The sequence below is a fragment of the Klebsiella sp. GG_Kp175 genome (genome assembly GCF_040062325.1).
Classification (GTDB): Bacteria; Pseudomonadota; Gammaproteobacteria; order Enterobacterales; family Enterobacteriaceae; genus Klebsiella; species Klebsiella quasipneumoniae.
Genome location: NZ_JBEAFX010000014.1, coordinates 33,953 through 60,338, shown reverse-complemented (window position 1 = coordinate 60,338; position 26,386 = coordinate 33,953). Strand labels below are relative to the sequence as shown.

General features: G+C 60.2%; 27 protein-coding genes and 1 pseudogene. 24 read left to right on the top strand and 4 right to left on the bottom strand.

The genetic code is table 11. From position 1 onward, the window contains the following. Positions 1 to 36: 36 nt before the first annotated feature. Positions 37 to 861 carry an AraC family transcriptional regulator gene (locus ABLU73_RS19640; RefSeq protein WP_017899117.1) on the bottom strand — a complete coding sequence of 275 codons (825 nt, stop codon included), beginning with the start codon at positions 859 to 861 and terminating at the stop codon, positions 37 to 39. 310 nt (positions 862 to 1,171) lie between these two features. On the opposite strand from ABLU73_RS19640, the gene ABLU73_RS19635 reads away from it, so the two are divergent. From ABLU73_RS19635 to ABLU73_RS19620, 4 genes are read left to right on the top strand one after another with little or no spacing between them, the layout of a single operon-like run. Beyond that, positions 1,172 to 2,119, top strand: coding sequence for a 4-hydroxyproline epimerase (locus ABLU73_RS19635; protein ID WP_048294125.1), 948 nt, complete (start codon positions 1,172 to 1,174; stop codon positions 2,117 to 2,119). Next, a complete protein-coding gene (locus ABLU73_RS19630; protein ID WP_023319669.1) occupies positions 2,116 to 3,225 on the top strand; it encodes an FAD-dependent oxidoreductase in 1,110 nt (369 codons plus the stop codon). Before ABLU73_RS19635 ends, ABLU73_RS19630 begins: the two co-directional genes overlap by 4 nt. Beyond that, the gene (locus ABLU73_RS19625; RefSeq protein WP_043522328.1) at positions 3,222 to 3,485 is read left to right on the top strand and encodes a (2Fe-2S)-binding protein; all 264 of its coding nucleotides are present in this window, start codon (positions 3,222 to 3,224) and stop codon (positions 3,483 to 3,485) included. Before ABLU73_RS19630 ends, ABLU73_RS19625 begins: the two co-directional genes overlap by 4 nt. Next, entirely contained in the window at positions 3,466 to 4,728 is a 1,263-nt protein-coding gene (locus tag ABLU73_RS19620; RefSeq protein WP_264923638.1) for an FAD-dependent oxidoreductase, read from the top strand. The genes ABLU73_RS19625 and ABLU73_RS19620 overlap by 20 nt, the downstream gene beginning before the upstream one ends. A gap of 3 nt (positions 4,729 to 4,731) precedes the next feature. On the opposite strand, the gene hpaR is transcribed toward ABLU73_RS19620, so the two are convergent. Beyond that, positions 4,732 to 5,172: a homoprotocatechuate degradation operon regulator HpaR gene (hpaR, locus tag ABLU73_RS19615; RefSeq protein WP_002887503.1), complete on the bottom strand. Its 441-nt coding sequence runs from the start codon at positions 5,170 to 5,172 to the stop codon at positions 4,732 to 4,734. 64 nt (positions 5,173 to 5,236) lie between these two features. Here hpaR and ABLU73_RS19610 point away from each other — a divergent pair. The 17 genes and pseudogenes from ABLU73_RS19610 to ABLU73_RS19530 all read left to right on the top strand — a co-directional run bounded on the left by ABLU73_RS19610 (position 5,237) and on the right by ABLU73_RS19530 (position 20,868). Further along, a pseudogene (locus ABLU73_RS19610) lies at positions 5,237 to 5,401 on the top strand (hypothetical protein). Between the two features lie 57 nt (positions 5,402 to 5,458). Continuing rightward, on the top strand, positions 5,459 to 6,091 hold the full coding sequence (locus ABLU73_RS19605) for a fumarylacetoacetate hydrolase family protein (protein ID WP_004204186.1): 633 nt from the start codon (positions 5,459 to 5,461) through the stop codon (positions 6,089 to 6,091). Next, the gene (locus ABLU73_RS19600; RefSeq protein WP_048294123.1) at positions 6,088 to 6,852 is read left to right on the top strand and encodes a fumarylacetoacetate hydrolase family protein; all 765 of its coding nucleotides are present in this window, start codon (positions 6,088 to 6,090) and stop codon (positions 6,850 to 6,852) included. The genes ABLU73_RS19605 and ABLU73_RS19600 overlap by 4 nt, the downstream gene beginning before the upstream one ends. After that, positions 6,849 to 8,315, top strand: coding sequence for a 5-carboxymethyl-2-hydroxymuconate semialdehyde dehydrogenase (gene hpaE, locus ABLU73_RS19595; protein WP_049116142.1), 1,467 nt, complete (start codon positions 6,849 to 6,851; stop codon positions 8,313 to 8,315). The genes ABLU73_RS19600 and hpaE overlap by 4 nt, the downstream gene beginning before the upstream one ends. Before the next feature lies 1 nt (position 8,316). After that, positions 8,317 to 9,174 (top strand): 3,4-dihydroxyphenylacetate 2,3-dioxygenase, encoded by an 858-nt coding sequence (hpaD, locus tag ABLU73_RS19590; protein WP_002887492.1) that lies wholly within the window; start codon positions 8,317 to 8,319, stop codon positions 9,172 to 9,174. A 9-nt stretch (positions 9,175 to 9,183) separates the two neighbouring features. Next, the gene (locus tag ABLU73_RS19585; RefSeq protein ID WP_017899124.1) at positions 9,184 to 9,564 is read left to right on the top strand and encodes a 5-carboxymethyl-2-hydroxymuconate Delta-isomerase; all 381 of its coding nucleotides are present in this window, start codon (positions 9,184 to 9,186) and stop codon (positions 9,562 to 9,564) included. 108 nt (positions 9,565 to 9,672) lie between these two features. Then, the gene (gene hpaH, locus ABLU73_RS19580) at positions 9,673 to 10,476 is read left to right on the top strand and encodes a 2-oxo-hept-4-ene-1,7-dioate hydratase (protein ID WP_004204180.1); all 804 of its coding nucleotides are present in this window, start codon (positions 9,673 to 9,675) and stop codon (positions 10,474 to 10,476) included. A gap of 10 nt (positions 10,477 to 10,486) precedes the next feature. Next, positions 10,487 to 11,284 carry a 4-hydroxy-2-oxoheptanedioate aldolase gene (hpaI, locus tag ABLU73_RS19575; RefSeq protein ID WP_017899125.1) on the top strand — a complete coding sequence of 266 codons (798 nt, stop codon included), beginning with the start codon at positions 10,487 to 10,489 and terminating at the stop codon, positions 11,282 to 11,284. A 21-nt stretch (positions 11,285 to 11,305) separates the two neighbouring features. Beyond that, positions 11,306 to 12,664 carry a 4-hydroxyphenylacetate permease gene (hpaX, locus tag ABLU73_RS19570; protein ID WP_004204177.1) on the top strand — a complete coding sequence of 453 codons (1,359 nt, stop codon included), beginning with the start codon at positions 11,306 to 11,308 and terminating at the stop codon, positions 12,662 to 12,664. A gap of 9 nt (positions 12,665 to 12,673) precedes the next feature. Beyond that, positions 12,674 to 13,564, top strand: coding sequence for a 4-hydroxyphenylacetate catabolism regulatory protein HpaA (gene hpaA / locus ABLU73_RS19565; protein ID WP_004204176.1), 891 nt, complete (start codon positions 12,674 to 12,676; stop codon positions 13,562 to 13,564). Between the two features lie 223 nt (positions 13,565 to 13,787). Then, the gene (gene hpaB, locus ABLU73_RS19560) at positions 13,788 to 15,350 is read left to right on the top strand and encodes a 4-hydroxyphenylacetate 3-monooxygenase, oxygenase component (protein ID WP_002887473.1); all 1,563 of its coding nucleotides are present in this window, start codon (positions 13,788 to 13,790) and stop codon (positions 15,348 to 15,350) included. 19 nt (positions 15,351 to 15,369) lie between these two features. Next, positions 15,370 to 15,882 (top strand): 4-hydroxyphenylacetate 3-monooxygenase reductase subunit, encoded by a 513-nt coding sequence (locus ABLU73_RS19555; protein WP_017899127.1) that lies wholly within the window; start codon positions 15,370 to 15,372, stop codon positions 15,880 to 15,882. A 295-nt stretch (positions 15,883 to 16,177) separates the two neighbouring features. Then, positions 16,178 to 18,328, top strand: a complete 2,151-nt coding sequence (locus ABLU73_RS19550) for a carbon starvation CstA family protein (protein ID WP_004204173.1) — start codon at positions 16,178 to 16,180, stop codon at positions 18,326 to 18,328. 110 nt (positions 18,329 to 18,438) lie between these two features. Further along, positions 18,439 to 18,642: a YbdD/YjiX family protein gene (locus tag ABLU73_RS19545; protein WP_002887451.1), complete on the top strand. Its 204-nt coding sequence runs from the start codon at positions 18,439 to 18,441 to the stop codon at positions 18,640 to 18,642. 11 nt (positions 18,643 to 18,653) lie between these two features. After that, on the top strand, positions 18,654 to 19,610 hold the full coding sequence (gene yjiA, locus ABLU73_RS19540) for a GTPase (RefSeq protein WP_017899128.1): 957 nt from the start codon (positions 18,654 to 18,656) through the stop codon (positions 19,608 to 19,610). Between the two features lie 392 nt (positions 19,611 to 20,002). Further along, the gene (locus tag ABLU73_RS19535; protein WP_004204167.1) at positions 20,003 to 20,548 is read left to right on the top strand and encodes a YfaZ family outer membrane protein; all 546 of its coding nucleotides are present in this window, start codon (positions 20,003 to 20,005) and stop codon (positions 20,546 to 20,548) included. Beyond that, positions 20,548 to 20,868, top strand: coding sequence for a hypothetical protein (locus tag ABLU73_RS19530; RefSeq protein ID WP_004204165.1), 321 nt, complete (start codon positions 20,548 to 20,550; stop codon positions 20,866 to 20,868). Before ABLU73_RS19535 ends, ABLU73_RS19530 begins: the two co-directional genes overlap by 1 nt. Positions 20,869 to 20,916: 48 nt before the next feature. Here ABLU73_RS19530 and ABLU73_RS19525 read toward each other — a convergent pair whose 3' ends face one another. Both ABLU73_RS19525 and ABLU73_RS19520 read right to left on the bottom strand, forming a co-directional pair. Next, complete coding sequence (locus ABLU73_RS19525; RefSeq protein WP_060656745.1) at positions 20,917 to 22,287, bottom strand: NAD-dependent succinate-semialdehyde dehydrogenase; 1,371 nt, start codon at positions 22,285 to 22,287, stop codon at positions 20,917 to 20,919. Between the two features lie 159 nt (positions 22,288 to 22,446). After that, complete coding sequence (locus tag ABLU73_RS19520) at positions 22,447 to 23,349, bottom strand: Rpn family recombination-promoting nuclease/putative transposase (protein WP_049003530.1); 903 nt, start codon at positions 23,347 to 23,349, stop codon at positions 22,447 to 22,449. Positions 23,350 to 23,564: 215 nt separating this feature from the next. On the opposite strand from ABLU73_RS19520, the gene ABLU73_RS19515 reads away from it, so the two are divergent. The 3 genes from ABLU73_RS19515 to ABLU73_RS19505 are packed head-to-tail and all read left to right on the top strand — an operon-like array spanning position 23,565 to position 26,375. Next, complete coding sequence (locus ABLU73_RS19515) at positions 23,565 to 24,380, top strand: AraC family transcriptional regulator (protein WP_085846576.1); 816 nt, start codon at positions 23,565 to 23,567, stop codon at positions 24,378 to 24,380. Between the two features lie 47 nt (positions 24,381 to 24,427). Further along, complete coding sequence (locus ABLU73_RS19510; protein ID WP_155026916.1) at positions 24,428 to 25,090, top strand: LysE family translocator; 663 nt, start codon at positions 24,428 to 24,430, stop codon at positions 25,088 to 25,090. Then, positions 25,083 to 26,375 carry a DUF445 domain-containing protein gene (locus ABLU73_RS19505; protein ID WP_023319661.1) on the top strand — a complete coding sequence of 431 codons (1,293 nt, stop codon included), beginning with the start codon at positions 25,083 to 25,085 and terminating at the stop codon, positions 26,373 to 26,375. Before ABLU73_RS19510 ends, ABLU73_RS19505 begins: the two co-directional genes overlap by 8 nt. Positions 26,376 to 26,386: the final 11 nt, after the last annotated feature.

Sequence of the window (26,386 nt, the reverse complement as noted above, 5' to 3'; positions counted from 1 at the left end):
GAAATTAGCACAGTCGACAAAAGTGTGAGCCAGCCGTTATCCCTGCAGCGTCAGGCGAAAATCGCGCGGCGTCGAGCCGGTCATCGCTTTGAACTGGCGGCTGAAGGCGCTGTGATCGGTATAGCCGCACTGCAAGGCGATATCGGTAATCGGCGTATCGCCGGCCAGCAGTTCGGTGGCTTTTTCCAGACGCACTTTGTGGATCATCTGCCGCGGGGTGAGATGAAAGATCCGCTTGCAGTAGCGCTCGATCTGCGCAATCGACATCCCGCTTAGGGCGGTCAACTCTTCCATGGCGATCGGCCGGTGATAGTGGCGCCGGATATGATCGTCGACGATCGCCAGCCGCTGCCACGCCGGATGGCGGGCGTGGGCCTCCTGCAGATCGTGAGAGATCCCGGCCATGCCGATCACCTGACCGCGGACATCGCGCAGCGCCAGCTTCTGCGTCAGGCACCAGCCTCGTTCCCGGCCATTGTAGAGATGCATTTCCAGCTGGTCGCGCAGGGTCACGCCCTCCCGTAATACCCGAAGATCCTGTTCGGTGTACCCCTGCCCCAGCGTGGAAGGAAAGACGTCGGCGGAGGTTTTCCCCAGCAGCGAGGAGACGGTTTTGAAACCGCAGCGGCGGGCCAGCGTCAGGTTCGCCAGCAGATAACGCGCCTCGCGGTCTTTGATAAAAAAGACCACGTTGGGGATGGCATTGAGCAGGGGGGCGATCAGCGCCAGGGCATTGAGCAGCGCCGGCATATTCTCCGGCCGCTGGCGCGCCAGCCCTTCGCAGATCTGGCTCAGCTCGTCGACCGCCAGCTCCGGTTGATTAACAGCGCGCGGCGGCGCCGCTTCAGAAACACCGATCATAGGGCTTCCTCATGGTAAGTGACCGAAGGATATTTATTCACTTCCTGTTAACACCTCAAGCGGTAACCGCCGGTTTTGCGATCCTGGATCCGCTTTACGCCTTCCCCTGGTTTATCCACTGGCGCAATCGCCACTTTCGGTTTACCACGCCATTAACCAAATGATTAATAAGAAATAACTATGCAACGTATGCACATCACCCCGGCACGATTATGCCGATTTCGTCATTATCTCTGCCGAAAGTGCTCAAGCCGCCCGCCCCGGGTTGCGCCAGCATGATGAAACATGTTGTTAACTTTCGGAGAGCAGAATGACCGCGCCACGCCCCCCTATTGCGCTGAGAGCCATTGATTCACACACCGGCGGCGAACCCACCCGCCTGATCGTTGACGGCTTCCCCGACCTCGGCGGCGGCAGCATGGCGCAGCGCCGCGACCGTTTCGCCCGTGACTTCGATCGCTGGCGTCAGGCGGTGATTCTCGAACCGCGCGGCAACGATGTGCTGGTCGGCGCGCTGCTGTGCCAGCCGGTCTCGGCGGCGGCCACCGCTGGCGTCATTTTCTTCAACAACGCCGGTTTTCTGAATATGTGCGGCCACGGCACCATCGGGCTTATCGCCTCGCTGGCGTGGCTTGGCCGTATCCAGCCAGGCGTACATCTGATTGAAACCCCGGTCGGCGACGTAAGCGCAACGTTGCACGACGATGGCAGCGTATCGGTGCAAAACGTCCCGGCCCGCCGCTGGAAAAAGCAGGTCCGCGTGGAGACCGCGCTCGGCCCCGTCGTCGGCGATATTGCCTGGGGCGGCAACTGGTTTTTCCTGATCAACGATCACCCGTTCGCCATTACCCCGGAGCACATCCCACAGCTCACCGACTACGCCTGGGCGGTGCGCGAGGGGCTGGAAGCCGCGGGGATCCGCGGCGACGACGGCGGCATTATCGATCATATCGAGCTGTTCGCCGATGACGATGCCGCCGACAGCCGCAGCTTCGTACTCTGTCCGGGAAAGGCCTGGGATCGTTCGCCGTGCGGCACCGGCACCAGCGCCAAGCTGGCCTGCCTGGCGCAGGATGGCAAACTGCAGCCGGGAGCGATCTGGCGCCAGGCCAGCATCATCGGCAGCCAGTTTACCGCCAGCTACCAGCGCGCCGCCGCGGGCATCATCCCCACGATCCGCGGCGAAGCCTGGGTGTGCGGCGATAATCAGTTGATCCTCAACCCGGACGATCCCTTTTGCTGGGGGATCGCCCCGTGAAGTCGTGCGATGTCATCGTGATCGGCGCCGGGATCATCGGCGCCGCCTGCGCGTGGCAGCTGGCGAAGCGGGGGCAGAGCGTGACGCTTATCGATGACGGTCAGCCTGGCGCGACGGCGGCCGGTATGGGCCATCTGGTGTGCATGGATGACGACCCCGCCGAACTGGCGCTGTCGGCGTGGTCGCTGGCGCGCTGGCGCGCCATCACGCCGCGGATGCCCGACGCTTGCGCCTGGCGCGGCTGCGGCACGCTGTGGCTGGCGGATAGCGAAGAAGAGATGGCCGTCGCGGGCGAAAAACAGCGGCGGCTGGCAGGCTATCAGGTCCACAGCGAGCTGCAGACCCCGCAGCAGATCGCCGGGCGCGAACCGCTGCTGCGCAGCGGGCTGGCCGGCGGGCTATGGGTGCCCGGCGATGGTATCGTCTACGCGCCGAACGTCGCCCGCTGGCTGGTGGCCGATGCCGGAGACCATCTCACCTGCCTGCACGACAGCGCGCAGGCGATTACCGAACCACAGGTACAGCTCGCCAGCGGCAAACGGCTACAGGCGCGGGCCATCGTGGTGGCCTGCGGACTTGAAGCCAACGCGCTGTTAGCAGAAAACTGGCTGCGGCCGAAAAAAGGCCAACTGGCGATAACCGATCGCTACGGACCGCGGGTGCATCACCAGCTGGTTGAACTGGGTTACGGCGCCAGCGCCCACGGCGGCGGCACTTCGGTGGCCTTTAACCTGCAGCCGCGGCCCACCGGCCAGCTGCTGATTGGCTCGTCGCGCCAGTTTGATAACCGCGAGCGCCAGCTGGATCTCCCCTTGCTGGGGCAGATGCTCGATCGCGCCCGCCATTTTGTGCCGGCGCTGGCGACGCTGAATATCATCCGCTGCTGGAGCGGCCTGCGCGCCGCCTCACAGGATGGCAATCCGCTGATTGGCCCGCATCCCACGCGCCGCGGTGTATGGCTGGCGCTGGGCCATGAAGGGCTGGGCGTCACCACCGCCCCGGCGACGGCTGAGCTGCTGGCGGCGCAGATCCTCGGCGAACGCTGCCCGCTGGCGCCTGAGGCCTGGCTCCCGACCCGTCTGTATCATCAGGAGGCGATCGCATGAATAACACGCTCAATATCACCGTCGATGGCGAAGCGCTGACGGTGCCGGAAGGGATCAGCGTGGCGGCGGCGCTGGCGTTGACCGGCGATCCCACCACCCGCCAGGCGGTTAACGGCGACCCCCGCGCGCCGTTTTGCGGCATGGGGATCTGCCAGGAGTGCCGGATCACCGTCGACGGCCTACGGGTGCTGGCCTGCCAGACCCTGTGCCGGGCCGGCATGCAAATAGAAAGGAGCCGCTATGCACACGCTGCGCTGTGACATTTTAATCCTCGGCGCCGGCCCCGCCGGCATGGCGGCCGCGCTCTCTGCCGCCGCCTGCAATAAGCAGGTCATTATTCTCGACGATAACCCCGCACCCGGCGGGCAAATCTGGCGCGCCGGCCCGCAGACGACGCTGCCCGCCCTGGCCCGGCGCTACCGCGACGCCATCGCCGCGTCTGCCGCCATCCGGATGGTGAACGGCGCGCGGCTGATTGCCCGCCCCTCCGCGCGCAGCGTGCTGTTTGAAACCGCCGACGGCGGGGGCGTGGTTGACTGGCAGAAACTGATCCTCTGCTGCGGTGCGCGCGAGCTGTCGCTGCCCTTTCCCGGCTGGACCTTACCCGGCGTGACCGGCGCGGGCGGCCTGCAGGCGCAGATCAAGCAGGGCCTGTCGCTGAAAGGAGAAAAGGTGGTGATTGCCGGCAGCGGCCCGCTGCTGCTGGCGGTGGCGGATACGGTGAATAAGGCCGGAGGCCAGGTAACGAATATCATTGAGCAAGCGGCGCTCCCGGTGCTGCTGCGCTTCGCCAGCGGGCTGTGGCGCTGGCCGCAGAAGCTGCGCCAGTTAGCGACGCTGGCCCCGAAAGGCTATCTTAGCGGCGCCCAGGCGATCCGCGCCCACGGCACAACGCGGCTGGAGGCCGTGACATTGCGCCAGCACGGGGTCGAGCGGACTATCGCCTGCGATCGGCTGGCCATCGGCTACGGGCTGGTGCCCAATATCGAGATGGGGCTGCTGTTCGGTTGCGCCACGGCGCAGGAGGCGATCCAGGTTAACCGCTGGCAGGAGACCAGCATCGCGGATGTCTACGCCGCCGGGGAGTGCACCGGTTTCGGCGGGAGCGAGCTGGCGCTGGTGGAGGGCGAAATCGCCGGGTATGCCGCCGCCGGTGCCAGCCAGCAGGCCCAGGCGCTATTTGCCCGTCGCGCCCGCTGGCAGCGCTTCGCCGCGGCTATCAACCGCACCTTCCTGCTGGCGGAGTCGTTGAAAAACGCGGCGACGCCGGAGAGCCTGCTGTGTCGTTGCGAAGATGTGCGCTGCGGCGACGTGGCTGCCGCCGACGACTGGCTGCAGGCCAAACTTACCCAGCGCTGCGGAATGGGCGCCTGCCAAGGGCGCACCTGCGCCGCCAGTGCCCGCTGGCTGTATGGCTGGCCGCTGCCGCAGCCGAGAGAGCCGCTGTCCCCCGCCCGCGCGGAAACGCTTATTGCCCTCGCCAGGCTGAGCGCCGAGCCGTAACCGCTACTCTTCTTCATCACCGCGCCCGGCAGGGACGCCAAGCGCAATAAACTCCTCCAGCAGCGAGGTCAGTTGCTGCAGCTTTTCCGTGGTGAACTGAGCCTCCAGCAGACGATAGGTTTCTTCCACCTCCGCCTGGGCGCTTTCGTACAGCGCGGTTCCGGCAGGCGTCAGCGAGACGTATAGCTTGCGCTGATCGTTAACCGGCTTCAGGCGCAGCACCAGTCCATCCCGCTCCATACGCGTCAAAATACCGGTCAGACTGGGGCGCAGGATACAGGCGCGAAAAGCCAGATCGTGAAAGTCCATCGACGGACGTTCGGCGAGGATCCGCACGATCCGCCACTGCTGTTCGGTGAGATTGTGTCGTTTAACGATCGGTCGAAAGTAGGCCATCGCCGCTTCACGCGCCTGCAACAAGGCAATGGTTAATGAATCATGCATAGTTTCCCCTCAACGGCCTCATCTAAAACTTATTAACAAATTAATAATTAGCGTTAATCCTGCCATGTACAACCGGTTTCTGCACCTGAAAAGTACCAGTCTTTCCGTGAAAAATATTCAACTCATTGATTAATAATAAATAAGTTACTGATGTGTAAATATTGTGTTAATCAGATCACAAAACATTCACTTCCAGTTGCTAAACCTCAGCGCAAAGCATAAAAGATGATCATTAATATATTAACGAAATCCCTTTGAACCGAAATCAGTCCCAGAGGAGTGGTGAATGAAAGGTACCATCTTCGCCGTTGCGCTCAATCATCGCAGCCAGCTCGACGCCTGGCGCGAGGCGTTTCAACAGGCCCCCTACAAGACGCCGCCGAAAACCGCGGTCTGGTTTATCAAGCCGCGCAATACCGTGATTGGCGATGGCGAGGCGATCCCCTATCCGCCGGGTGAAACCGTGCAAAGCGGCGCCACCGTGGCGCTGATTGTCGGCAAAACCGCGCGCAAGGTGGCGGAAGAAGAGGCGGCGAACTATATCGCCGGCTACGCGCTGGCTAACGACGTCAGCCTGCCGGAAGAGAGTTTTTATCGCCCGGCGATCAAGGCCAAGTGCCGCGATGGCTTCTGCCCCCTCGGCGCGCTGTCGCCGGTGCGCAACGTCGATAACCTGACCATCATCACCGAAATCAACGGCCGCGAAGCGGACAGCTGGCATACCGGCGATCTACAGCGTAACGCCGCGCAGCTGCTGAGCGCCTTGAGCGAGTTCGCCACCCTCAATCCCGGCGACGCGATCCTCATCGGTACGCCCCACTCCCGCGTCACGCTGCGCCCCGGCGACCGGGTACGTATCCTCGCCGACGGTTTCCCGACGCTGGAAAACCCGGTTGTCGCAGAAGGAGAGCTGGCATGAAACAGGCACGCATTGAATGGCAGGGACAGGTACGCGACGTGCTGGTCGATGAACGCGACCAGGTGCGCCTGGACGATGGCACGGTATTAAAAGAAGGTGAATTCCGTTGGCTGCCGCCCGCCGACGGCACGCTGTTCGCGCTGGGGCTGAACTACGCCGACCACGCCAGCGAGCTGGAGTTTAAGCCGCCAACCGAGCCGTTGGTGTTCATCAAAGCACCAAACACCTTTACTGGCCACCAGCAGCAGTCGGTACGCCCGGATAACGTCGAATACATGCACTACGAAGCCGAGCTGGTGGTGGTGATCGGTAAAACCGCGCGCCGCGTCAGCGAAGCCGAGGCCATGGACTATGTCGCCGGCTATACCGTGTGCAACGACTACGCGATCCGCGACTATCTGGAAAACTACTATCGGCCGAACCTGCGGGTGAAAAGCCGCGACACCCTGACGCCGATCGGCCCGTGGATCGTCGGCAAAGAGGCGATCCCGGATCCGCATAATCTGGCGCTGCGCACCTGGGTCAACGGCGAGCTGCGCCAGCAGGGCACCACCGCCGATCTGATCTTCAGCATCCCGTTTCTCATCGCTTACTTAAGCGAATTTATGACCCTGCAACCGGGCGACATGATCGCCACCGGCACGCCGAAGGGGCTGTCCGACGTGGTGCCGGGCGACGAGGTGATCGTTGAAGTCGAGGGCGTGGGCCGCCTGGTCAACCATATCATCAGCCAGCAAGCGTATGAGGAGACACTGTCATGAAAAAAATTAACCATTGGATCAACGGTAAAAACGTTGCCGGCGCAGACTATTTTCATACCACCAACCCGGCCACCGGTGAGGTACTGGCTGAAGTCGCCTCCGGCGGCGAAGCCGAAATCAACCAGGCGGTAGCGGCGGCAAAAGCGGCCTTCCCGAAGTGGGCTAACCTGCCGATGAAAGAGCGCGCGCGCCTGATGCGCCGCCTGGGGGATCTGATCGATCAGAACGTCCCGGAGATCGCGGCGATGGAAACTGCCGATACCGGCCTGCCGATCCACCAGACCAAAAACGTGCTGATCCCGCGGGCGTCACATAACTTCGAATTTTTCGCCGAAGTGTGCCAGCAGATGAACGGCAAAACCTACCCCGTCGACGACAAGATGCTGAACTACACCCTGGTGCAGCCGGTGGGCGTCTGCGCGCTGGTGTCGCCGTGGAACGTGCCGTTTATGACCGCCACCTGGAAGGTGGCGCCGTGCCTGGCCTTAGGCAATACCGCAGTGCTGAAAATGTCCGAGCTGTCGCCGCTGACCGCCGATCGTCTGGGCGAGCTGGCGCTGGAAGCCGGGATCCCGGCTGGCGTGCTCAACGTGGTGCAGGGCTATGGCGCCACCGCCGGCGACGCGCTGGTGCGCCATCATGATGTGCGCGCCGTCTCCTTCACCGGCGGCACCGCCACCGGCCGCAACATCATGAAAAACGCCGGCCTGAAAAAGTACTCCATGGAGCTGGGCGGAAAATCGCCGGTACTGATTTTTGAAGACGCCGATATTGAGCGCGCGCTCGACGCCGCGCTGTTCACCATCTTCTCGATCAACGGCGAACGCTGCACCGCCGGTTCGCGCATTTTCATTCAGCAGAGTATTTATCCGGAGTTCGTCAAGCGCTTCGCCGAGCGCGCCAACCGCCTGCGCGTGGGCGATCCGACCGATCCGAATACCCAGGTCGGCGCGCTGATTAGCAAGCAGCACTGGGAGAAAGTGTCCGGCTACATTCGCCTCGGCATCGAAGAGGGCGCCACCCTGCTGGCCGGCGGCGCGGATAAGCCGTCCGACCTGCCGGCGCATCTGAAAGCCGGCAACTTCCTGCGCCCGACGGTACTGGCGGATGTCGACAACCGCATGCGCGTCGCCCAGGAAGAGATTTTTGGCCCGGTCGCCTGCCTGCTGCCGTTCAAAGACGAAGCGGAAGGGCTGCGCCTGGCTAACGATGTGGAATACGGCCTGGCGTCGTATATCTGGACCCAGGACGTCAGCAAAGTGCTGCGTCTGGCGCGCGGTATTGAAGCCGGGATGGTGTTCGTCAACACCCAGAACGTGCGCGACCTGCGTCAGCCGTTCGGCGGCGTGAAGGCCTCCGGCACCGGCCGCGAAGGCGGCGAGTACAGCTTTGAAGTGTTCGCCGAAATGAAAAACGTCTGCATCTCGATGGGCGACCATCCGATCCCGAAATGGGGAGTCTGATATGGGTAAGTTAGCGTTAGCAGCAAAAATCACTCACGTGCCGTCGATGTATCTGTCTGAGCTGCCGGGGAAAAACCACGGCTGCCGCCAGGGCGCGATCGACGGACATAAAGAAATTGGCAAGCGCTGCCGCGAAATGGGCGTCGATACCATCATCGTGTTCGACACCCACTGGCTGGTCAACAGCGCCTACCACATCAACTGCGCCGACCATTTCCAGGGCGTCTACACCAGTAACGAACTGCCGCATTTTATTCGCGACATGACCTACGACTACGACGGCAACCCGGAGCTGGGCCAGCTCATCGCCGACGAGGCGGTGAAGCTCGGGGTACGCGCCAAAGCGCACAATATTCCGAGCCTGAAGCTGGAGTACGGCACCCTGGTGCCGATGCGCTACATGAACAGCGATAAGCATTTCAAAGTGGTGTCTATTTCCGCCTTCTGTACCGTTCACGACTTTGCCGACAGCCGCAGGCTGGGCGAAGCGATCCTCAAAGCCATTGAGAAATATGACGGCACCGTGGCGGTGCTGGCCAGCGGCTCGCTGTCGCACCGCTTTATCGACGATCAACGCGCCGAAGAGGGGATGAACAGCTACACCCGCGAGTTCGATCATCAGATGGATGAGCGGGTGGTGAAGCTGTGGCGCGAGGGCAAATTTAAAGAGTTCTGCACCATGCTGCCGGAGTACGCCGACTACTGCTACGGCGAAGGCAACATGCACGACACGGTGATGCTGCTCGGCCTGCTGGGCTGGGATAAATATGACGGCAAGGTGGAGTTTATCACCGAGCTGTTCGCCAGCTCCGGCACCGGCCAGGTTAACGCCGTGTTCCCGCTGCCGGCGCAGGCGTAAGGGGGCCCCATGCCGCATTTTATCGCCGAATGTACCGACAACATCCGCGAGCAGGCCGATCTGCCCGGGCTGTTCGCCAAAGTCAACGAGGCGCTGGCCGCCACCGGCATCTTTCCGATCGGCGGGATCCGCAGCCGCGCCCACTGGCTCGATACCTGGCAGATGGCCGACGGTAAGCAGGATTACGCCTTTGTCCATATGACGCTGAAGATCGGCTCCGGGCGTAGCCTGGAGAGCCGTCAGGACGTGGGAGATATGCTGTTCGCGCTGATCAAATCCCACTTTGCCGCGCTGATGGAGAGTCGCTACCTGGCGCTGTCGTTCGCCATGGAAGAGCTCGACCCGACGCTGAACTACAAACAGAACAACGTGCACGCGTTATTTAAATAATGTGCAAATTGCCCGGTGGCGCTGCGCTTACCGGGCCTACAACGGCCATGAATTTGTAGGCCGGATAAGCGAAGCGCCATCCGGCAATACAATGCCACAGGAATCACTATGCTCGATAAACAGACCCGAACCCTGATTGCCCAGCGGCTGAATCAGGCCGAAAAACAGCGTGAACAGATCCGCGCGATCTCGCTGGATTATCCGTCGATCACCATTGAGGACGCTTACGCCGTCCAGCGCGAGTGGGTCGAGATGAAGATCGCCGAAGGCCGCGTACTCAAAGGCCACAAGATCGGTCTGACCTCAAAAGCCATGCAGGCCAGCTCGCAGATCAGCGAGCCGGACTACGGCGCGCTGCTTGACGATATGTTCTTCCACGACGGCAGCGATATCCCCACCGACCGCTTTATCGTTCCGCGTATCGAAGTCGAGCTGGCCTTCGTGCTGGCCAAACCGCTGCGCGGCCCGAACTGCACGCTGTTTGATGTCTACAACGCCACCGACTTCGTTATTCCGGCGCTGGAGCTTATTGACGCCCGCTGCCACAACATCGATCCGGAAACCCAGCGCCCGCGCAAAGTGTTCGACACCATTTCCGATAACGCCGCCAACGCCGGGGTGATCCTCGGCGGCCGCCCGATTAAACCCGACGAGCTGGATCTGCGCTGGATCTCCGCCCTGCTGTACCGCAACGGCGTGATTGAGGAGACCGGCGTCGCCGCCGGGGTGCTCAATCACCCGGCCAACGGCGTGGCCTGGCTGGCCAACAAGCTGGCGCCGTACGATGTTCAGCTCGAAGCCGGGCAGATTATTCTCGGCGGCTCCTTTACCCGTCCGGTACCGGCACGCAAGGGCGATACCTTCCATGTCGACTACGGCAACATGGGCGCCATCAGCTGCCGCTTTGTCTGAGGAGAGCAACATGAACAACGCTTTTAAAGCGGCGCTCAAGGCCGGGCGTCCGCAAATCGGCCTGTGGCTTGGGCTGTGCAGTAGCTACAGCGCCGAACTGCTGGCCGGCGCCGGCTTCGACTGGCTGCTGATCGACGGCGAACACGCGCCCAACAATGTACAAACGGTGCTAACCCAGCTTCAGGCCATCGCGCCCTACCCTAGCCAGCCGGTGGTCCGCCCATCGTGGAACGACCCGGTGCAGATCAAACAGCTATTGGATATCGGCGCGCAAACCCTGCTGGTGCCGATGGTGCAGAACGCCGACGAAGCGCGGCTGGCGGTCAGAGCCACTCGCTACCCGCCCGCCGGCATGCGCGGCGTCGGCAGCGCGCTGGCCCGCGCCTCGCGCTGGAACCGCGTGCCGGATTATCTCCACCAGGCCAACGACGCCATGTGCGTCCTGGTACAGATTGAGACCCGTGAAGCGCTGAAAAATCTGCCGCAGATCCTCGATGTCGACGGGGTGGACGGGGTGTTTATCGGCCCGGCGGACCTCAGCGCCGATATGGGTCACGGCGGCAATCCGCAGCACCCGGAAGTACAGGCCGCCATTGAAGATGCCATCCAGCAAATCCGTCAGGCCGGTAAAGCGCCGGGGATCCTGATGGCCAATGAACAGCTGGCGAAGCGCTATCTCGAACTGGGCGCGCTGTTCGTCGCCGTCGGCGTCGATACCACCCTGCTGGCCCGCGGCGCAGAAGCGCTGGCGGCCCGGTTTACCCACACCGCAACGACCACAACCGATAACAATAAATCCGTCTATTGAACGGATAATGTGGAGCGCAACATGACTACCTCTACCCTGCAACACAATGATAATAAATCCGTTGAAGTAGAAAACCGGGTGATCAAAAAGCTGTTCCGCCGCCTGATCACCTTCCTGTTCGTTCTCTTTGTTTTCTCATTTTTGGACCGCATTAATATCGGCTTCGCCGGCCTGACGATGGGCAAAGACCTCGGCCTGACCTCCACCATGTTCGGCCTGGCGGCGACGCTGTTCTACGTCACCTACGTGCTGTGCGGGATCCCCAGCAATATCATGCTGGCGAAAGTTGGCGCGCGCCGTTGGATCGCCGGGATCATGGTGGTCTGGGGGATCGCCTCGACCTGTACCATGTTCGCCACCAGCCCGCATACGCTGTACATCCTGCGCATGCTGGTCGGCATCGCCGAGGCTGGTTTCCTACCAGGGATCCTCGTCTATCTGACCTGGTGGTTCCCGGCCTACCATCGCGCCCGCGCCAACGCCCTGTTTATGATCGCCATGCCGGTGACCATGATGCTCGGCTCGATACTTTCCGGCTATATTCTGGCGCTCGACGGCCTGTGGAACCTGAAGGGCTGGCAGTGGCTGTTTCTGCTGGAAGGCCTGCCATCGGTGGTGCTTGGCGTCGTCACCTGGTTCTTCCTCAACGACACGCCGGATAAAGCCAACTGGCTGGATAACGAAGAGAAACAGGCGCTGAAGGCGATGATCGATCGCGAACGGGAACATGCGGCGATCGTCCCGGCTTCGCCGCGTTCCACGCTGCGCGAAGTCCTGACGCCAGCGGTGCTGATGTATACCCTGGCCTACTTCTGCCTGACCAATACCCTCAGCGCCATTAATATCTGGACGCCGCAGATCCTGCAGAGCTTCAACACCGGCAGTAGCAACATCATGATTGGCCTGCTGGCGGCGATCCCGCAGTTCTGCACCATTTTCGGCATGATCTGGTGGAGTCGCCGCTCCGACCGGCGCAAAGAGCGCAAGATGCATACCATCCTGCCCTACCTGTTCGCCGCGGCGGGTTGGCTGCTGGCTTCGGCAACGCACCACAGCCTGATCCAGCTGATCGGCATTATTATGGCTTCGGTGGGATCCTTTACCGCGATGGCCATTTTCTGGACCACCCCGGATCGGGTGATCAGCCTGCAGTCGCGCGCGGTGGCGCTGGCGGTGATCAACGCCATCGGCAACGTCGGCTCTGCCGTCAGCCCGCTGTTGATCGGCATTTTGCGCGATACCACCGGCAGCTTTAGCTCCGGGCTGTGGTTTGTCGCCGGGCTGCTGATCGTCGGCGCGCTGGTGCTCACCCGCATTCCAATGAGCCAGCGTGAGGACGCCGCCGCCGCGCCGGGCTTAGCGGCGCAAAAAGGCCACTAAGGAGCGGGTATGTGTCAGCATTCCATCGCCAACATCGACATCAATAAAGATTACGACGAGAGCCTGGGTACCGAAGAGGTGCACTATCAGTCGTTTGCCCGTATGGCGGCCTTTTTTGGCCGCGACATGCAGGCGCATCGCCACGACCGCTATTTTCAGATGCACTTTCTTGATACCGGGCAGATTGAGCTGCAGCTTGATGACCATCGCTACTCGGTGCAGGCGCCGCTGTTTGTGATAACGCCGCCTTCGGTGCCGCACGCCTTTATTACCGAGTCCGATAGCGATGGTCACGTGTTGACGGTGCACGAAGAACTCATCTGGCCGCTGCTGGAGGTGCTTTATCCCGGCACGCGGGAGACCTTCGGCCTGCCGGGGATCTGCCTGTCGCTGGCGGATAAACCCGACGAGCTGGCGGCGCTGGCGCACTACTGGCAGCTGATTCGCCGGGAATCTACCGCCCAGTTGCCGGGGCGCGAGCATACCCTGGCGCTGCTGGCGCAGGCGGTCTTTACCCTGCTATTGCGTAACGCAAAGCTCGACGATCACGCTGCCAGCGGCATGCGCGGCGAGCTGAAGCTATTCCAGCGCTTTAACCAGATGATCGACAGCCACTACCATCAGCACTGGACGGTACCGGATTACGCCAGGGAGCTACACCTGACCGAATCGCGGCTGACCGATATCTGTCGCCGCTTTGCCAACCGTTCGCCGAAGCGGCTGATATTCGACCGCCAGCTACGCGAGGCGAAGCGGCTGCTGTTGTTTTCCGATAGCGCGGTTAATGAGATAGCCTGGCAGCTGGGGTTTAAAGATCCCGCTTATTTTGCGCGCTTTTTTAGCCGCCAGGTCGGCTGCTCGCCCAGCAGCTACCGGGCGCAAAAAGTACCGGTATCGTAAGTTCCCGCTGGCGCTGCGCCTGCCGGACGATGGCCCACAGGTCGGGTCAGCGCCGCGCCAGCCGGCAAAAGCTGCAGAGATCACAAAATTCACTCCCGCCTGAAAAGTACCCGTCGTTGTCGCAAACGTCCCTTCACGACAAGCGCAATAACCGCTTCAATTAAACAACAAAAACAAAACATATATTTAACATTATTTTCCGATAAATACTGAAGAGGCCCCTATGAAACCTGAAGATTTCCGCGCCGACGCGAAACGCCCGTTAACTGGCGAAGAATATTTAAAAAGCCTGCAGGATGGCCGCGAAATTTATATCTACGGCGAGCGCGTGAAGGATGTCACCACCCACCCGGCTTTCCGTAACGCCGCGGCTTCTGTCGCGCAACTGTACGATGCGCTGCACAAACCGGAGATGCAGGATTCCCTGTGCTGGGGCACCGATACCGGCAGCGGCGGCTACACCCATAAATTCTTCCGCGTGGCGAAAAGCGCCGACGATCTGCGCCAGCAGCGCGACGCCATCGCCGAATGGTCGCGCTTAAGCTACGGCTGGATGGGCCGCACCCCGGACTATAAAGCCGCCTTCGGCTGCGCGCTGGGCGCCAACCCGGCGTTTTACGGCCAGTTCGAGCAGAACGCCCGCAACTGGTACACCCGCATTCAGGAAACCGGCCTGTACTTTAACCATGCGATCGTCAATCCACCGATTGACCGCCACAAGCCGGCTGATGAAGTGAAGGATGTTTACATCAAGCTGGAAAAAGAGACCGATGCCGGGATCATCGTCAGCGGCGCGAAAGTAGTCGCCACCAACTCGGCGCTGACCCACTACAACATGATCGGCTTCGGCTCCGCACAGGTGATGGGCGAGAACCCGGACTTCGCCCTGATGTTCGTCGCGCCGATGGATGCCGAAGGGGTGAAACTTATCTCCCGCGCCTCCTATGAGATGGTCGCCGGCGCGACCGGGTCCCCGTACGACTATCCGCTCTCCAGCCGTTTCGACGAGAACGACGCGATTTTGGTCATGGATAAAGTGCTGATCCCCTGGGAGAATGTGCTGATTTACCGCGACTTTGACCGCTGCCGTCGCTGGACCATGGAGGGCGGTTTCGCCCGCATGTATCCGCTGCAGGCCTGCGTGCGCCTGGCGGTGAAACTGGACTTTATCACCGCCCTGCTGAAGCGTTCTCTGGAATGTACCGGTACCCTCGAATTCCGCGGTGTGCAGGCCGACCTTGGCGAAGTTGTGGCGTGGCGCAACATGTTCTGGGCGTTAAGCGATTCCATGTGCTCGGAAGCGACGCCGTGGGTCAACGGCGCATGGCTGCCGGATCACGCCGCGCTGCAGACCTATCGCGTGATGGCCCCGATGGCCTACGCCAAGATCAAAAACATCATCGAGCGCAACGTCACCAGCGGCCTGATTTATCTGCCGTCCAGCGCCCGCGATCTGAACAACCCGCAGATCGACCAGTATCTGGCGAAGTACGTGCGCGGCTCCAACGGTATGGATCACGTTGAACGCATCAAGATCCTCAAACTGATGTGGGACGCCATCGGCAGCGAATTCGGCGGCCGCCACGAGCTGTATGAAATCAACTACTCCGGTAGCCAGGATGAGATTCGCCTGCAGTGTCTGCGCCAGGCGCAGAGCTCCGGCAATATGGACAAGATGATGGCGATGGTCGACCGCTGCCTTTCCGAGTACGACCAGAACGGCTGGACGGTGCCGCATCTGCACAATAACGCTGATATCAACATGTTGGATAAGCTGCTGAAGTAATTCGCAGCGGGAGGTCATAATGCAATTAGATGAACAACGCCTGCGTTTTCGCGATGCCATGGCCAGCCTGTCGGCGGCGGTGAATGTGGTCACTACCGCAGGCGAAGCCGGCCGCTGCGGGATTACCGCCACGGCGGTGTGCTCGGTGACGGATACGCCGCCATCGGTGATGGTGTGTATCAACGCAAACAGCGCGATGAACCCGGTGTTTCAGGGCAACGGCAAGTTGTGCATCAACGTGCTGAACCACGAACAGGAAATCATGGCCCGTCATTTCGCCGGGATGACCGGGGTGACGATGGAAGAGCGGTTTGCCCTCAGCGGCTGGCAGCACGGCGCGCTCGGGCAGCCGGTGCTGAAGGGCTCGCTGGCCAGTCTCGAAGGCGAGATTAGCCAGGTGCAAACCATCGGTACCCACCTGGTATATCTGGTGGAGATCCGCAATATTACCCTGAGCCCGCAAGGCCATGGCCTGATTTACTTTAAACGCCGTTTCCACCCGGTGATGATGGACATGGAAGTCGCGGTGTAATGGCCTCGCCTGCTCCTCCCCGGTTGGGGAGGAGCGTTAACCAACAGAGTCGCAGGCCACAATCTCCTGTGATCACAATCACATAATCCAGCCCTGTTCACTTCGTAGCCAACCGCTTACCCCCTCCAGTAACCGCTTAACCCCCTATACAACCACTCACCGATTTACCCAACTTTACGCGCGCGTCGTTCTGGCAAGATCGAAGCCAGCCTAGCTAATCAATACCTCCATTAACCCTTACTTAAAACCAGACGGCTTCGGCCAATTATTCATCTAATTAACGCCAGGTTTTACTATGGATACCAAAAAACTACTCAAGCACATACCCTGGGTGATTCTCGGAATCATCGGGGCATTTTGCCTCTCAGTCGTCGCCCTGCGCCGCGGTGAGCACGTCAGTGCCCTGTGGATCGTCGTGGCGTCGGTTTCCGTGTACCTCGTCGCCTACCGGTATTACAGCCTGTATATCGCGCAGAAGGTGATGAAGCTTGACCCGACGCGCTCGACGCCGGCGGTCATTAATAACGATGGCCTGAACTATGTGCCGACCAACCGCTACGTGCTGTTTGGCCACCACTTCGCCGCCATTGCCGGCGCCGGCCCGCTGGTGGGCCCGGTGCTTGCCGCGCAGATGGGCTATCTGCCTGGCACCCTCTGGCTGCTGGCCGGCGTGGTGCTGGCGGGGGCAGTACAGGACTTTATGGTGCTGTTTATCTCCTCGCGGCGTAACGGCGCCTCGCTGGGCGAGATGATCAAGCAGGAGATGGGGCCGGTTCCGGGCTCTATCGCCCTGTTTGGCTGCTTCCTGATTATGATCATCATCCTCGCGGTACTGGCGCTGATCGTAGTGAAAGCGCTGGCGGAGAGCCCGTGGGGCGTCTTTACCGTCTGCTCGACGGTGCCTATCGCCCTGTTCATGGGTATCTACATGCGCTTCCTGCGCCCGGGCCGCGTGGGTGAAGTGTCGGTTATCGGTATCGTGCTGCTGGTGGCCTCCATCTGGTTCGGCGGCATTATTGCTCACGACCCCTACTGGGGCCCGGCGCTGACCTTTAAAGACACCACCATCACCTTTACCCTGATTGGCTACGCGTTTATCTCCGCCCTGCTGCCGGTATGGCTGATTCTGGCGCCGCGTGACTATCTGGCTACTTTCCTGAAAATCGGCGTTATCGTCGGCCTGGCGCTGGGGATCGTTATCCTCAACCCGGACCTGAAAATGCCGGCAGTGACCCAGTACATTGATGGCACCGGCCCGCTGTGGAAAGGCGCCCTGTTCCCGTTCCTGTTTATCACTATCGCCTGCGGCGCGGTCTCCGGCTTCCACGCGCTGATCGCCTCCGGCACCACGCCGAAGCTGCTGGCCAACGAAACCGATGCCCGCTTTATCGGCTATGGCGCGATGCTAATGGAATCTTTCGTGGCCATCATGGCGCTGGTCGCGGCCTCGATTATCGAACCGGGTCTCTACTTCGCGATGAACACCCCGCCGGCGGGCCTGGGCATCGTCATGCCGAACCTGCACGAAATGGGCGGTGAAAACGCGGCGATGATCGCCGCGCAGCTGAAAGAAGTGACCGTCCACGCGGCGGCGACCGTCAGCTCCTGGGGCTTCGTGATTTCACCTGAGCAGATCCTGCAGACGGCGAAAGATATCGGCGAACCTTCGGTACTGAACCGCGCCGGCGGCGCGCCGACGCTGGCCGTCGGTATCGCCCACGTGTTCCATAAAATCATCCCGATGGCGGATATGGGCTTCTGGTACCACTTTGGTATCCTGTTTGAAGCGCTGTTTATCCTCACCGCGCTGGATGCCGGTACCCGCGCAGGCCGCTTTATGCTGCAGGATCTGCTGGGTAACTTCGTGCCGTTCCTGAAAAAAACCGACTCGCTGGTCGCCGGGATTATCGGTACCGCCGGCTGCGTCGGGCTGTGGGGCTACCTGCTGTATCAGGGCGTGGTCGACCCGCTGGGCGGCGTGAAGAGCTTGTGGCCGCTGTTCGGTATCTCTAACCAGATGCTGGCCGCCGTGGCGCTGGTGCTTGGCACCGTGGTGCTGGTCAAAATGCAGCGCACCAAATATATTTGGGTCACCGTGATCCCGGCTGCGTGGCTGCTGCTGTGCACCACCTGGGCGCTGGGCCTGAAGCTGTTCAGCACCAACCCGCAGATGGAAGGCTTCTTCTTTATGGCTCAGCAGTATAAAGAGAAGATCGCCGCCGGCGGCGAGCTGACCGCGCAGCAGATTGCCAACATGAATCATATCGTGGTCAACAACTACACCAACGCCGGGCTGAGTATTCTGTTCCTGGTGGTGGTGTACAGCATCATCTTCTACGGCATCAAAACCTGGCTCAACGTGCGCAACAATAAGGTGCGCACCGACAAAGAGACCCCGTACGTGCCGGTACCGGAAGGCGGTGTGAAGACCTCGTCACATCATTAACCCTGATGCCGGATAGCGCTACGTTTATCCGGCCTACAAACAAGCGTATTAACGTAGGCCGGATAAGGCGCGAGTCGCCATCCGGCTTTATTCGTTATCTGGAACTTACAATGTTTGGTAACTTAGGTCAGGCAAAAAAATATCTCGGTCAGGCGGCAAAAATGCTGATTGGCATTCCGGATTACGACAACTACGTCACCCATATGCAAACCAACCATCCGGATCAGCCGTACATGACTTATGAAGAATTCTTCCGCGAACGCCAGCAGGCCCGCTACGGCGGCGACGGCAAAGGCGGCGTACGCTGCTGTTAATGGAGGCAATAATGGCACCGATTGCAGTCACCCTACTCACCGGTTTTCTCGGCGCAGGAAAAACCACCCTCCTGCGCCATATCCTGAATGAGCAGCACGGTTTCAAAATCGCCGTGATTGAAAATGAATTTGGCGAAGTCTCCGTTGACGATCAGCTGATCGGCGACCGCGCCACGCAGATCAAAACCCTGACCAACGGCTGCATCTGCTGTACGCGCTCCAACGAACTGGAAGACGCCCTGCTCGATCTCCTCGACAGCCGCGATCGCGGCGAAATCGAGTTTGACCGGCTGGTGATTGAGTGCACCGGCATGGCCGACCCGGGGCCGATTATCCAAACCTTTTTCTCCCATGAGGTGCTTTGCGAGCGCTATCTGCTGGATGGCGTGATCGCCCTGGTGGATGCGGTCCATGCCGACCAGCAGATGGATCAGTTCACCATCGCCCAGTCGCAGGTGGGCTACGCGGACCGCATTTTGCTGACCAAAACTGATGTAGCCGGCGATACCGAAAAGCTGCGCGAACGCCTGGCGCGCATCAATGCCCGGGCGCCGATTTATACCGTCATTCATGGCGATATCGATCTAAGCCAGCTGTTTAACACCAGCGGCTTTATGCTGGAAGAGAAGGTCGTTAACAGCACACCGCGTTTCCACTTTATGGCCGAGAAGCAAAACGACGTGTCATCAATCGTGGTTGAGATGGATTACCCGGTGGATATCAGCGAGGTATCACGGGTAATGGAAAACCTGCTGCTCTCCTTCGCCGATCAATTGATGCGCTATAAAGGGATGCTGTGGATCGACGGCGAGCCGAATCGGCTGCTGTTCCAGGGCGTGCAGCGCCTCTACAGTGCCGACTGGGATCGCCCGTGGGGCGATGAAACGCCGCACAGCACGCTGGTGTTTATCGGCATTCAGTTGCCGGAAGAGGAAATTCGCGCGGCGTTTGCCGGGTTACGACGCTAACCTGCCCGCCTGCGCGCTAAGGCGCAGGCCCCCTTCTCTCACCGCACATCGTCAAAGACAGGAACAAAACGTCGTCATCGCGTCGAAAAATGTAAATCAACGTTTTTATAAGTAACAGTAGAAACACTTTTGGAAATAATAAGAAACTAAATGAATAGGATCCTTAATAATTAATGCCCGCCCTGTTCAGTTTCTGTTTAGCTCACCCATTAAACCTCTGCTAAACAGACCAAATTTCATGATTGACCTCGCCGTAACCCAACGTCTTTACAACATTATCAAAACACACCGCTGACAAAACCAGCATAAAAAATCGACGTAAGTCACATTTGCAGAGGTAAACATCGATTGTTAAGGTGCCCTCAGACAAATTTAATGACGAGGAGCAAACCATGAAAAAGCTTAACATCCTTATTGTTGCTGCCCTGACCGCGGTCTCTGGTTCCGCCATGGCAATGGGGTTTACCGTTGAACAAGGTAAGAATTTTACCAACCTGAATATGGAAATGGGTAAATCCTCTTCCGGCCTGTATGCCGAAAGCCACTGGCTGAAGAATACCGATGACGGTAGCCAGACCGGCGGCGTTGGCGCGGGTTACAATCTGGAAGTGGGCCCGGTGATGCTCAACGCTGGCGCGAAAGCTATCTATCTGGGACCGAAAAAAGGCGATAACGGCGTCGCGTTTCCGGTCGGCGGCGGGGTGAACGTGGCCCTGACCGACAGCATCCACGTATTTGGCGAAGGGTATGTCGCGCCCGACGGCCTGAACAACAGCGTGAAAAACTATGTTGAAGCGAACGGCGGCGTGAGCTGGTCCCCGGTTGGTCCATTGACCCTGAAGGTGGGTTACCGTCACGTGAGCGTTGACGGCAAAGAGGGCCGCCCAAACCACACCCTGATTGACGGCGCCTACGTAGGCGGCGGGGTTACCTTCTGATGAAATCACGTCTCGCCGCGCTCTCTGCGCTGAGCCTGGCGTTGCTGCTGACCGGCTGCACTCAGTATACCTGGGTGAAGCCGGGTTTAAGCGATGCCGAGATGCATAAAAAGCTCACCGAATGTGAAGCGCAGGCCCTGGTCGATCTCCCGCCGGATAACGTGGTGACCGGGTCCAGTTCAGAAAAAACGGACAAAAAACAAAAGAAACAGGATGTTGAAACAAGTTATACAGTAGAAGACGCGAATGAATATCAGCGGGAGACCTTAGTCGACAGCTGTATGTTCAAAAGCGGCTGGGATAAAGTCGAAGTGCAATAAATCTATTATAAAAAAACCTGCCGGATGGCAGGTTTTTTTATGACCGGCCTAGCGGCGCACCACCACCAGCTTCTGGTTCACGAACTCTTTGATCCCGAGATCGGAGAGCTCCCGGCCATAACCGGAACGCTTCACGCCGCCAAACGGCAGTTCGGGCGCGGTATCGGTCAGCCAGTTGATATAGACCATCCCGGTTTCAATGGCGGATGCCATCCGTTTGGCGCGTTCGATGTCCTGACTGAACACCGCGCCGCCCAGGCCATAGTGAGAATCATTGGCAAGCGCAATCGCCTCCTCATCGTTTTTCACCACGTAGATCTGCGCCACCGGGCCAAAGAACTCTTCGAAGTACGCCGGGTTGTCACGGGTGATACCGGTCAGGATAGTGGGTTCAAAGAAGTTGCCTTCCCGCGCCACCGCTTTGCCGCCCAGATGCAGCGTGGCGCCGTTTTTGACCGCCTCGTCCACCTGCTTGCTCAAGGTTTCCAGCGCATCTTTAGAGGAGAGCGGCCCCAGCGTGGTGCTTTCATCCAGCGGATCGCCTATTTTTACCTGGCGAAACGCCTCGCTAAATTTCGTCAGAAACGACTCAGCGATGTTCTCATGCAGGATAAACCGCTTGGCGGCAGTACACACCTGGCCGGCGTTATTCAGCCGCGCCTGGACGCCGATTTTCACCGCGCGCTCGAGCTCAGCATCATCGAGCACCACAAACACATCGTTGCCGCCCAGTTCCAGGGTCGATTTCTTAATATGCTTCGCCGCCTGCGCCGCCACCACGCTGCCGGCTTTTTCCGACCCGGTCAGCGCCGCCCCCTGCACACGGTCGTCGGCGATAATCTTCGCCACCTGATCCTGAGAGATAAACAGATTGGTCCACGCCCCTTCCGGTGCGCCGGCCTCGCGCACCAGATGAGCAAAGGTCTCCGCGCAGTGCGGCACGATGCTGGCGTGTTTGGCGATAACCGGGTTCCCGGCCGCCAGGTTTGGCGCCAGGACGCGCATCAGCTGGTAATAGGGGAAGTTCCACGGCTCTACCGCCAGTAAGACGCCGATGGGGTGGTGCTCAACCCAGGCTTCACCCAGTTCGGAGGGATACTTCACCGGCGCCAGGAACGATTTGGCGTTATCGGCGTAATAGCGGGCGATTTGCGCGCACAGTTTCACTTCGCCGCGGCTCTGCTTAATGAGTTTCCCCATCTCCTGGCTGGCGATTTTCGCCAGATCTTCCACCCGGCTGTCGATCAGATCCGCCAGCTTATGCAGCACCGCCAGGCGCGGTTCGATATCCCCTTTCGCCCAGGCAGAATGATAGAGCGCATCCGCCTGCCGCAGCGCCGCCTCCACGTCCGCATCGCTGTGCGCCGGGTACGTTTTAATAAGCTGATTGTTCGCAGGATTCACCGTCTGATAGGCCATATCGCATGTCTCCTTGTTATCGCTATAAAGGCAGTCAAAAATGCCGTTAAGGATATTAAGGGTAGTCGAGATGGCTGGCGATGCGGGTAAAGTTAGGTATATCCGGAATATTCCATAACGGTGGCTAACCGGGGCGACCGTCATGCCGCCCCGGCGTTATCAATGCGCCAGCGCGGCGACCTCATCGGCGGTCAGGCCGGTGATTTTCACCACCGTCTCGCGGGCAATGCCGTCGGCCAGCATCCTCTGGGCAATGCGCAGCGCCTCGGCATGCTGTCCTTCACGCTTGCCTTTTCTGCGCCACACTTCCTGTAATCGTTCGGCGATGGTCATCAATCTCTCCCTGTGCTGAGGAACCCGTTGCGCCACTTCCTGGATAAACCGGCCAAAGCGGCGCGCGTTGCCAGTGTGCAGTAGATAATTAAACAGCGTTTTTATCTGCCTGTCATTAGCGTCACCGCTAAGTAAAATCGTCGTCAGCTGCTCAACAATACCCATTAAATCGCGCTGGCGAATATGCTTCTGTATCAGCTCGAGTAATGCCACGCGCCGGTGACGAACGATCTCATCGTCGGGGATCACCGTGATATCCACCAGCGGAAAGGGCGAGGCATAAAGCTCCCTCGCCAGCGGTGGATCGGCAAAGCAGTCCAGCCAGTTGAGCGACCACGGGTATGGCGTGGTCGCTCCGTGATAGAACAGCATCGGCACCACCAGCGGCAGTCTGGTATGACCGCTATCCAGATGGCGCTGCATCGCGGCGATGGCGTAGCGCATCAGGCGGAAGGCCATCTGCGCATCCGGAGAGCTCTGATGTTCGATAACCACATAAATGTAGCCCTCGCCAGACGCGGTTTTGAGTGACCACAGCACATCGGAGTACCAGGCCCGCAGGCTCTCCTCGATAAAGCTTGCCGACTCCAGCTGTAAGGTATCGAGGTCGCAGCGCTGACGCAGCGCAGGCGGTAGATGGATCGCCAGGAAATCACGGGCGATGTCGGCCTGAGTGAGAAACTGTTTAAACACCGCATCATGCGGCGTCGAGGTGGTGCCCTTTGCCATCGGCTCATCCCTGCCTGCTTATCCTGCAGGGACTCTACCTCCCATGAATGACTCTGGCACCCCGGAAACCGGAGTTTTACATTCCGCGACGAAAACATATTTCCCCGGACTGCAAGCGCGACATCCTTTTTCGACGCGGTACGCAAATCCCGGCGGGCGACAGCCTCGGCGCAGCATGCTATAAACGATTTATCCCCTCAGCAAAGGTCGATGCGGTGAACCATACCCGAGATATTCCCCAAACCTTCTGGCGAGACGATCGCCTGCCGTGGCTGGAGCTGCGCAGCACCTGGCGCAGCCGTCAGGCCTATAAGCGCCACAGCCACCCGCAGCTCTCGGTGGGGGCGATTATCGACGGTGAAACGCGCTGCCTGTGCAATGGACAGGAATATCTCCTGCAGCCCGGGGATCTGATCGTGATCCCGCCGCACGCGCCGCATAGCTGTAATCCGCTGCGTGACCAGCCGCGCAGCTATCATATGCTGTACCTGGAGGCGGCATGGTGCCATGCGCAGCGTCCGGATATTCCCCCTACCGTCAGCATGGCTTCGCCGCAGCCGCTGCTGCGCGACAGCCCTCTCTTTGCCTGCTTCCAGCAGATTGTCGCCCTGATGAGCCGCGGCTGCATTGAGCAACTTCCCGCCCGGGTGGCGCAGCTCCTGCATGCGCTGCCGCTGTGCGCCGCCGCGCCGCAGGCGCCACATCACGTCAGCGCCCTGCTGTTTCAGCGCCTGGCGACAGATCTGCCGGCGCCGCCATCGCTGGATAAACTGGCCCACGATAGCGCGCTACGTAAAGAGACCGTTATCCGCGCCGTGAAACAGGATACCGGCCTGACGCCCGCCAGTTTGATCAATATGGCGCGCATTGAATATGCGAAAACGCGCTTACGCGCCGGGGACCCTATCGCCGACGTCGGCTATCAGGCCGGCTTTGCCGATCAGAGCCATTTCCATAAAACCTTTGTCAGCTATACCGCTGCCACGCCGCGGCAGTATGCGCACAGCAGATCAATTTCCGACAATAAGTAATTTTCCACCTGGCGTAGGGTGGCCTCAGCACCATTATCGAGGCCACTATGCATACCTTATCGACTCTCTTCCCCGCCGCCTTCCCGGCGTTAGCCCTGTCCCACTTTGTCGCCCTGCTCAGCCCGGGCCCCGATTTTTTTCTGCTGGTCGGTTACGCTGTACGCTACCGGATCCGCGGCAGCCTCGGACTGTGTCTCGGCATCGCCGCCGGCAATGCGCTGTATATTGTTCTGGCCATCGTTGGCTGGGGACTTCTGCGCCAGGCGCCGCTGCTGTTTTTACTCATCGAGCTGTTGGGCGCGGGCTACTTACTGTGGATTGGCAGCCTGCTGATTCGCAGCCGTCCCGCGGCGATGGCTGTAGAGAGCGTTTGCGCATCGCGTCCGGGGTTCGGCAAGCAGCTACTGCTGGGGCTGGGGTCATCGCTGCTCAACCCCAAGAATGCGCTGTTTTATCTGGCGCTGATGACTTCCCTGCTGGGGCCGGCGGTCACCCTGCTGCAGCAAACGGTGAGCGGGCTGTGGATGGTCAGCGTGGTGTTCTTCTGGGATTTACTGCTGGTGAGCGCGATTGCGCTGCCGCAGGTGCAGCGCCGCCTGAGCGCTATCGTCTGGCGGGTCGAGCGGGCGGCGGGGGCGATCCTGATGATGTTCGGTCTGTGGATTATCTGGCGATTTTTGCACGACCTCGCCGTCAGGTTATATGCTTAAGTTTATGGAAAAACTCGCTGAACTGAAACGCGCCAAACTGCTGGCGCTGTCGCTGCTGCTGATCGCCGCCGCGCTATTTATCACCACCCTGCTGCTGCCGCCGACGCCGTGGGTCAGCGCACTGAAGGCCATTTCCGAAGCGGCGATGGTCGGAGCGCTGGCCGACTGGTTTGCGGTGGTGGCCCTGTTTCGCCGTATTCCGCTGCCCTTTGTCGCCCGCCATACCGCGATTATCCCGCGCAACAAAGATCGCATCGCCGACAACCTCGGCCGCTTCGTTGAGGAGAAATTCCTCGATACCCCGTCGCTGGTGGCGCTGATCCGCCGCTATCAACCAGCGCTGATGCTCGGCAACTGGTTCAGCCAGCCTGAGAACGCCCGGCGGGTTGGCCAACACCTGCTGCAGGTGATGAGCGGTTTTCTCGAACTGACCGATGACGCCCGCATTCAGCGCCTGCTGCGGCGCGCGGTGCATAAGGCGATCGATAAGGTCGACCTGACGCAGACCAGCGCCATGATGCTGGAGGGGCTGACCCGCGACAACCGCCATCAAAAGCTGCTGGATTCGCTGATAAATCAGCTGATCGCCCTGCTGCAGCGCGACAGCTCCCGCGCTTTTATCGCCCGCGGCATCGTACACTGGCTGGAGACCGAACATCCGCTGAAGGCCAGGCTGTTACCCACCGAGTGGCTCGGCGAGCACAGCGCCGAGATGGTCACCGACGCCGTGAATACCCTGCTGGACGAAGTCACCCACGATCGCACCCACCAGATCCGCCAGACCTTTGACCGCGCGACGCAAAAGCTAATCGATAACCTGAAATCCGACCCGGAACTGGCGCAGAAGGCCGATAACATCAAAGCCTGGCTGAAAAACGATGAGACCTTCAACCGCTATCTTGGCGAAGTGTGGGGCGACCTGCGCGGCTGGGTAAAAAACGATATCAGCAGCGACGACTCGCGTATCAAGCAGCGCATCGCCGAGGCCGGCCAGTGGTTCGGTGAAACCTTACTCCGCGACGACGCGCTGCGCGAATCGCTCAACGAACACCTGGAGCAGGCGGCGCATCGGGTGGCGCCGGAGTTCGCCGCCTTCCTCACTCGACATATCAGCGACACGGTGAAGAGCTGGGACGCCCGCGATATGTCGCGGCAGATCGAGCTCAACATCGGTAAAGATCTGCAATTCATCCGCATCAACGGCACCCTGGTGGGGGGAACTATCGGCCTGTTGTTGTGGCTGCTCTCGCAGATCCCCTCGCTGCTGCATCTGCATATTGGTTAGCAATGATACTA

Bases quoted from the DNA above. Each gene is read 5' to 3' on its own strand.
- ABLU73_RS19640 (WP_017899117.1), bottom strand. From the start codon at position 861: ATGATCGGTGTTTCTGAAGCGGCGCCGCCGCGCGCTGTTAATCAACCG.
- ABLU73_RS19635 (WP_048294125.1), top strand. From the start codon at position 1,172: ATGACCGCGCCACGCCCCCCTATTGCGCTGAGAGCCATTGATTCACAC.
- ABLU73_RS19625 (WP_043522328.1), top strand. From the start codon at position 3,222: ATGAATAACACGCTCAATATCACCGTCGATGGCGAAGCGCTGACGGTG.
- ABLU73_RS19620 (WP_264923638.1), top strand. From the start codon at position 3,466: ATGCACACGCTGCGCTGTGACATTTTAATCCTCGGCGCCGGCCCCGCC.
- hpaR (WP_002887503.1), bottom strand. From the start codon at position 5,172: ATGCATGATTCATTAACCATTGCCTTGTTGCAGGCGCGTGAAGCGGCG.
- ABLU73_RS19605 (WP_004204186.1), top strand. From the start codon at position 5,459: ATGAAAGGTACCATCTTCGCCGTTGCGCTCAATCATCGCAGCCAGCTC.
- ABLU73_RS19600 (WP_048294123.1), top strand. From the start codon at position 6,088: ATGAAACAGGCACGCATTGAATGGCAGGGACAGGTACGCGACGTGCTG.
- hpaE (WP_049116142.1), top strand. From the start codon at position 6,849: ATGAAAAAAATTAACCATTGGATCAACGGTAAAAACGTTGCCGGCGCA.
- hpaD (WP_002887492.1), top strand. From the start codon at position 8,317: ATGGGTAAGTTAGCGTTAGCAGCAAAAATCACTCACGTGCCGTCGATG.
- ABLU73_RS19585 (WP_017899124.1), top strand. From the start codon at position 9,184: ATGCCGCATTTTATCGCCGAATGTACCGACAACATCCGCGAGCAGGCC.
- hpaH (WP_004204180.1), top strand. From the start codon at position 9,673: ATGCTCGATAAACAGACCCGAACCCTGATTGCCCAGCGGCTGAATCAG.
- hpaI (WP_017899125.1), top strand. From the start codon at position 10,487: ATGAACAACGCTTTTAAAGCGGCGCTCAAGGCCGGGCGTCCGCAAATC.
- hpaX (WP_004204177.1), top strand. From the start codon at position 11,306: ATGACTACCTCTACCCTGCAACACAATGATAATAAATCCGTTGAAGTA.
- hpaA (WP_004204176.1), top strand. From the start codon at position 12,674: ATGTGTCAGCATTCCATCGCCAACATCGACATCAATAAAGATTACGAC.
- hpaB (WP_002887473.1), top strand. From the start codon at position 13,788: ATGAAACCTGAAGATTTCCGCGCCGACGCGAAACGCCCGTTAACTGGC.
- ABLU73_RS19555 (WP_017899127.1), top strand. From the start codon at position 15,370: ATGCAATTAGATGAACAACGCCTGCGTTTTCGCGATGCCATGGCCAGC.
- ABLU73_RS19550 (WP_004204173.1), top strand. From the start codon at position 16,178: ATGGATACCAAAAAACTACTCAAGCACATACCCTGGGTGATTCTCGGA.
- ABLU73_RS19545 (WP_002887451.1), top strand. From the start codon at position 18,439: ATGTTTGGTAACTTAGGTCAGGCAAAAAAATATCTCGGTCAGGCGGCA.
- yjiA (WP_017899128.1), top strand. From the start codon at position 18,654: ATGGCACCGATTGCAGTCACCCTACTCACCGGTTTTCTCGGCGCAGGA.
- ABLU73_RS19535 (WP_004204167.1), top strand. From the start codon at position 20,003: ATGAAAAAGCTTAACATCCTTATTGTTGCTGCCCTGACCGCGGTCTCT.
- ABLU73_RS19530 (WP_004204165.1), top strand. From the start codon at position 20,548: ATGAAATCACGTCTCGCCGCGCTCTCTGCGCTGAGCCTGGCGTTGCTG.
- ABLU73_RS19525 (WP_060656745.1), bottom strand. From the start codon at position 22,287: ATGGCCTATCAGACGGTGAATCCTGCGAACAATCAGCTTATTAAAACG.
- ABLU73_RS19520 (WP_049003530.1), bottom strand. From the start codon at position 23,349: ATGGCAAAGGGCACCACCTCGACGCCGCATGATGCGGTGTTTAAACAG.
- ABLU73_RS19510 (WP_155026916.1), top strand. From the start codon at position 24,428: ATGCATACCTTATCGACTCTCTTCCCCGCCGCCTTCCCGGCGTTAGCC.
- ABLU73_RS19505 (WP_023319661.1), top strand. From the start codon at position 25,083: ATGCTTAAGTTTATGGAAAAACTCGCTGAACTGAAACGCGCCAAACTG.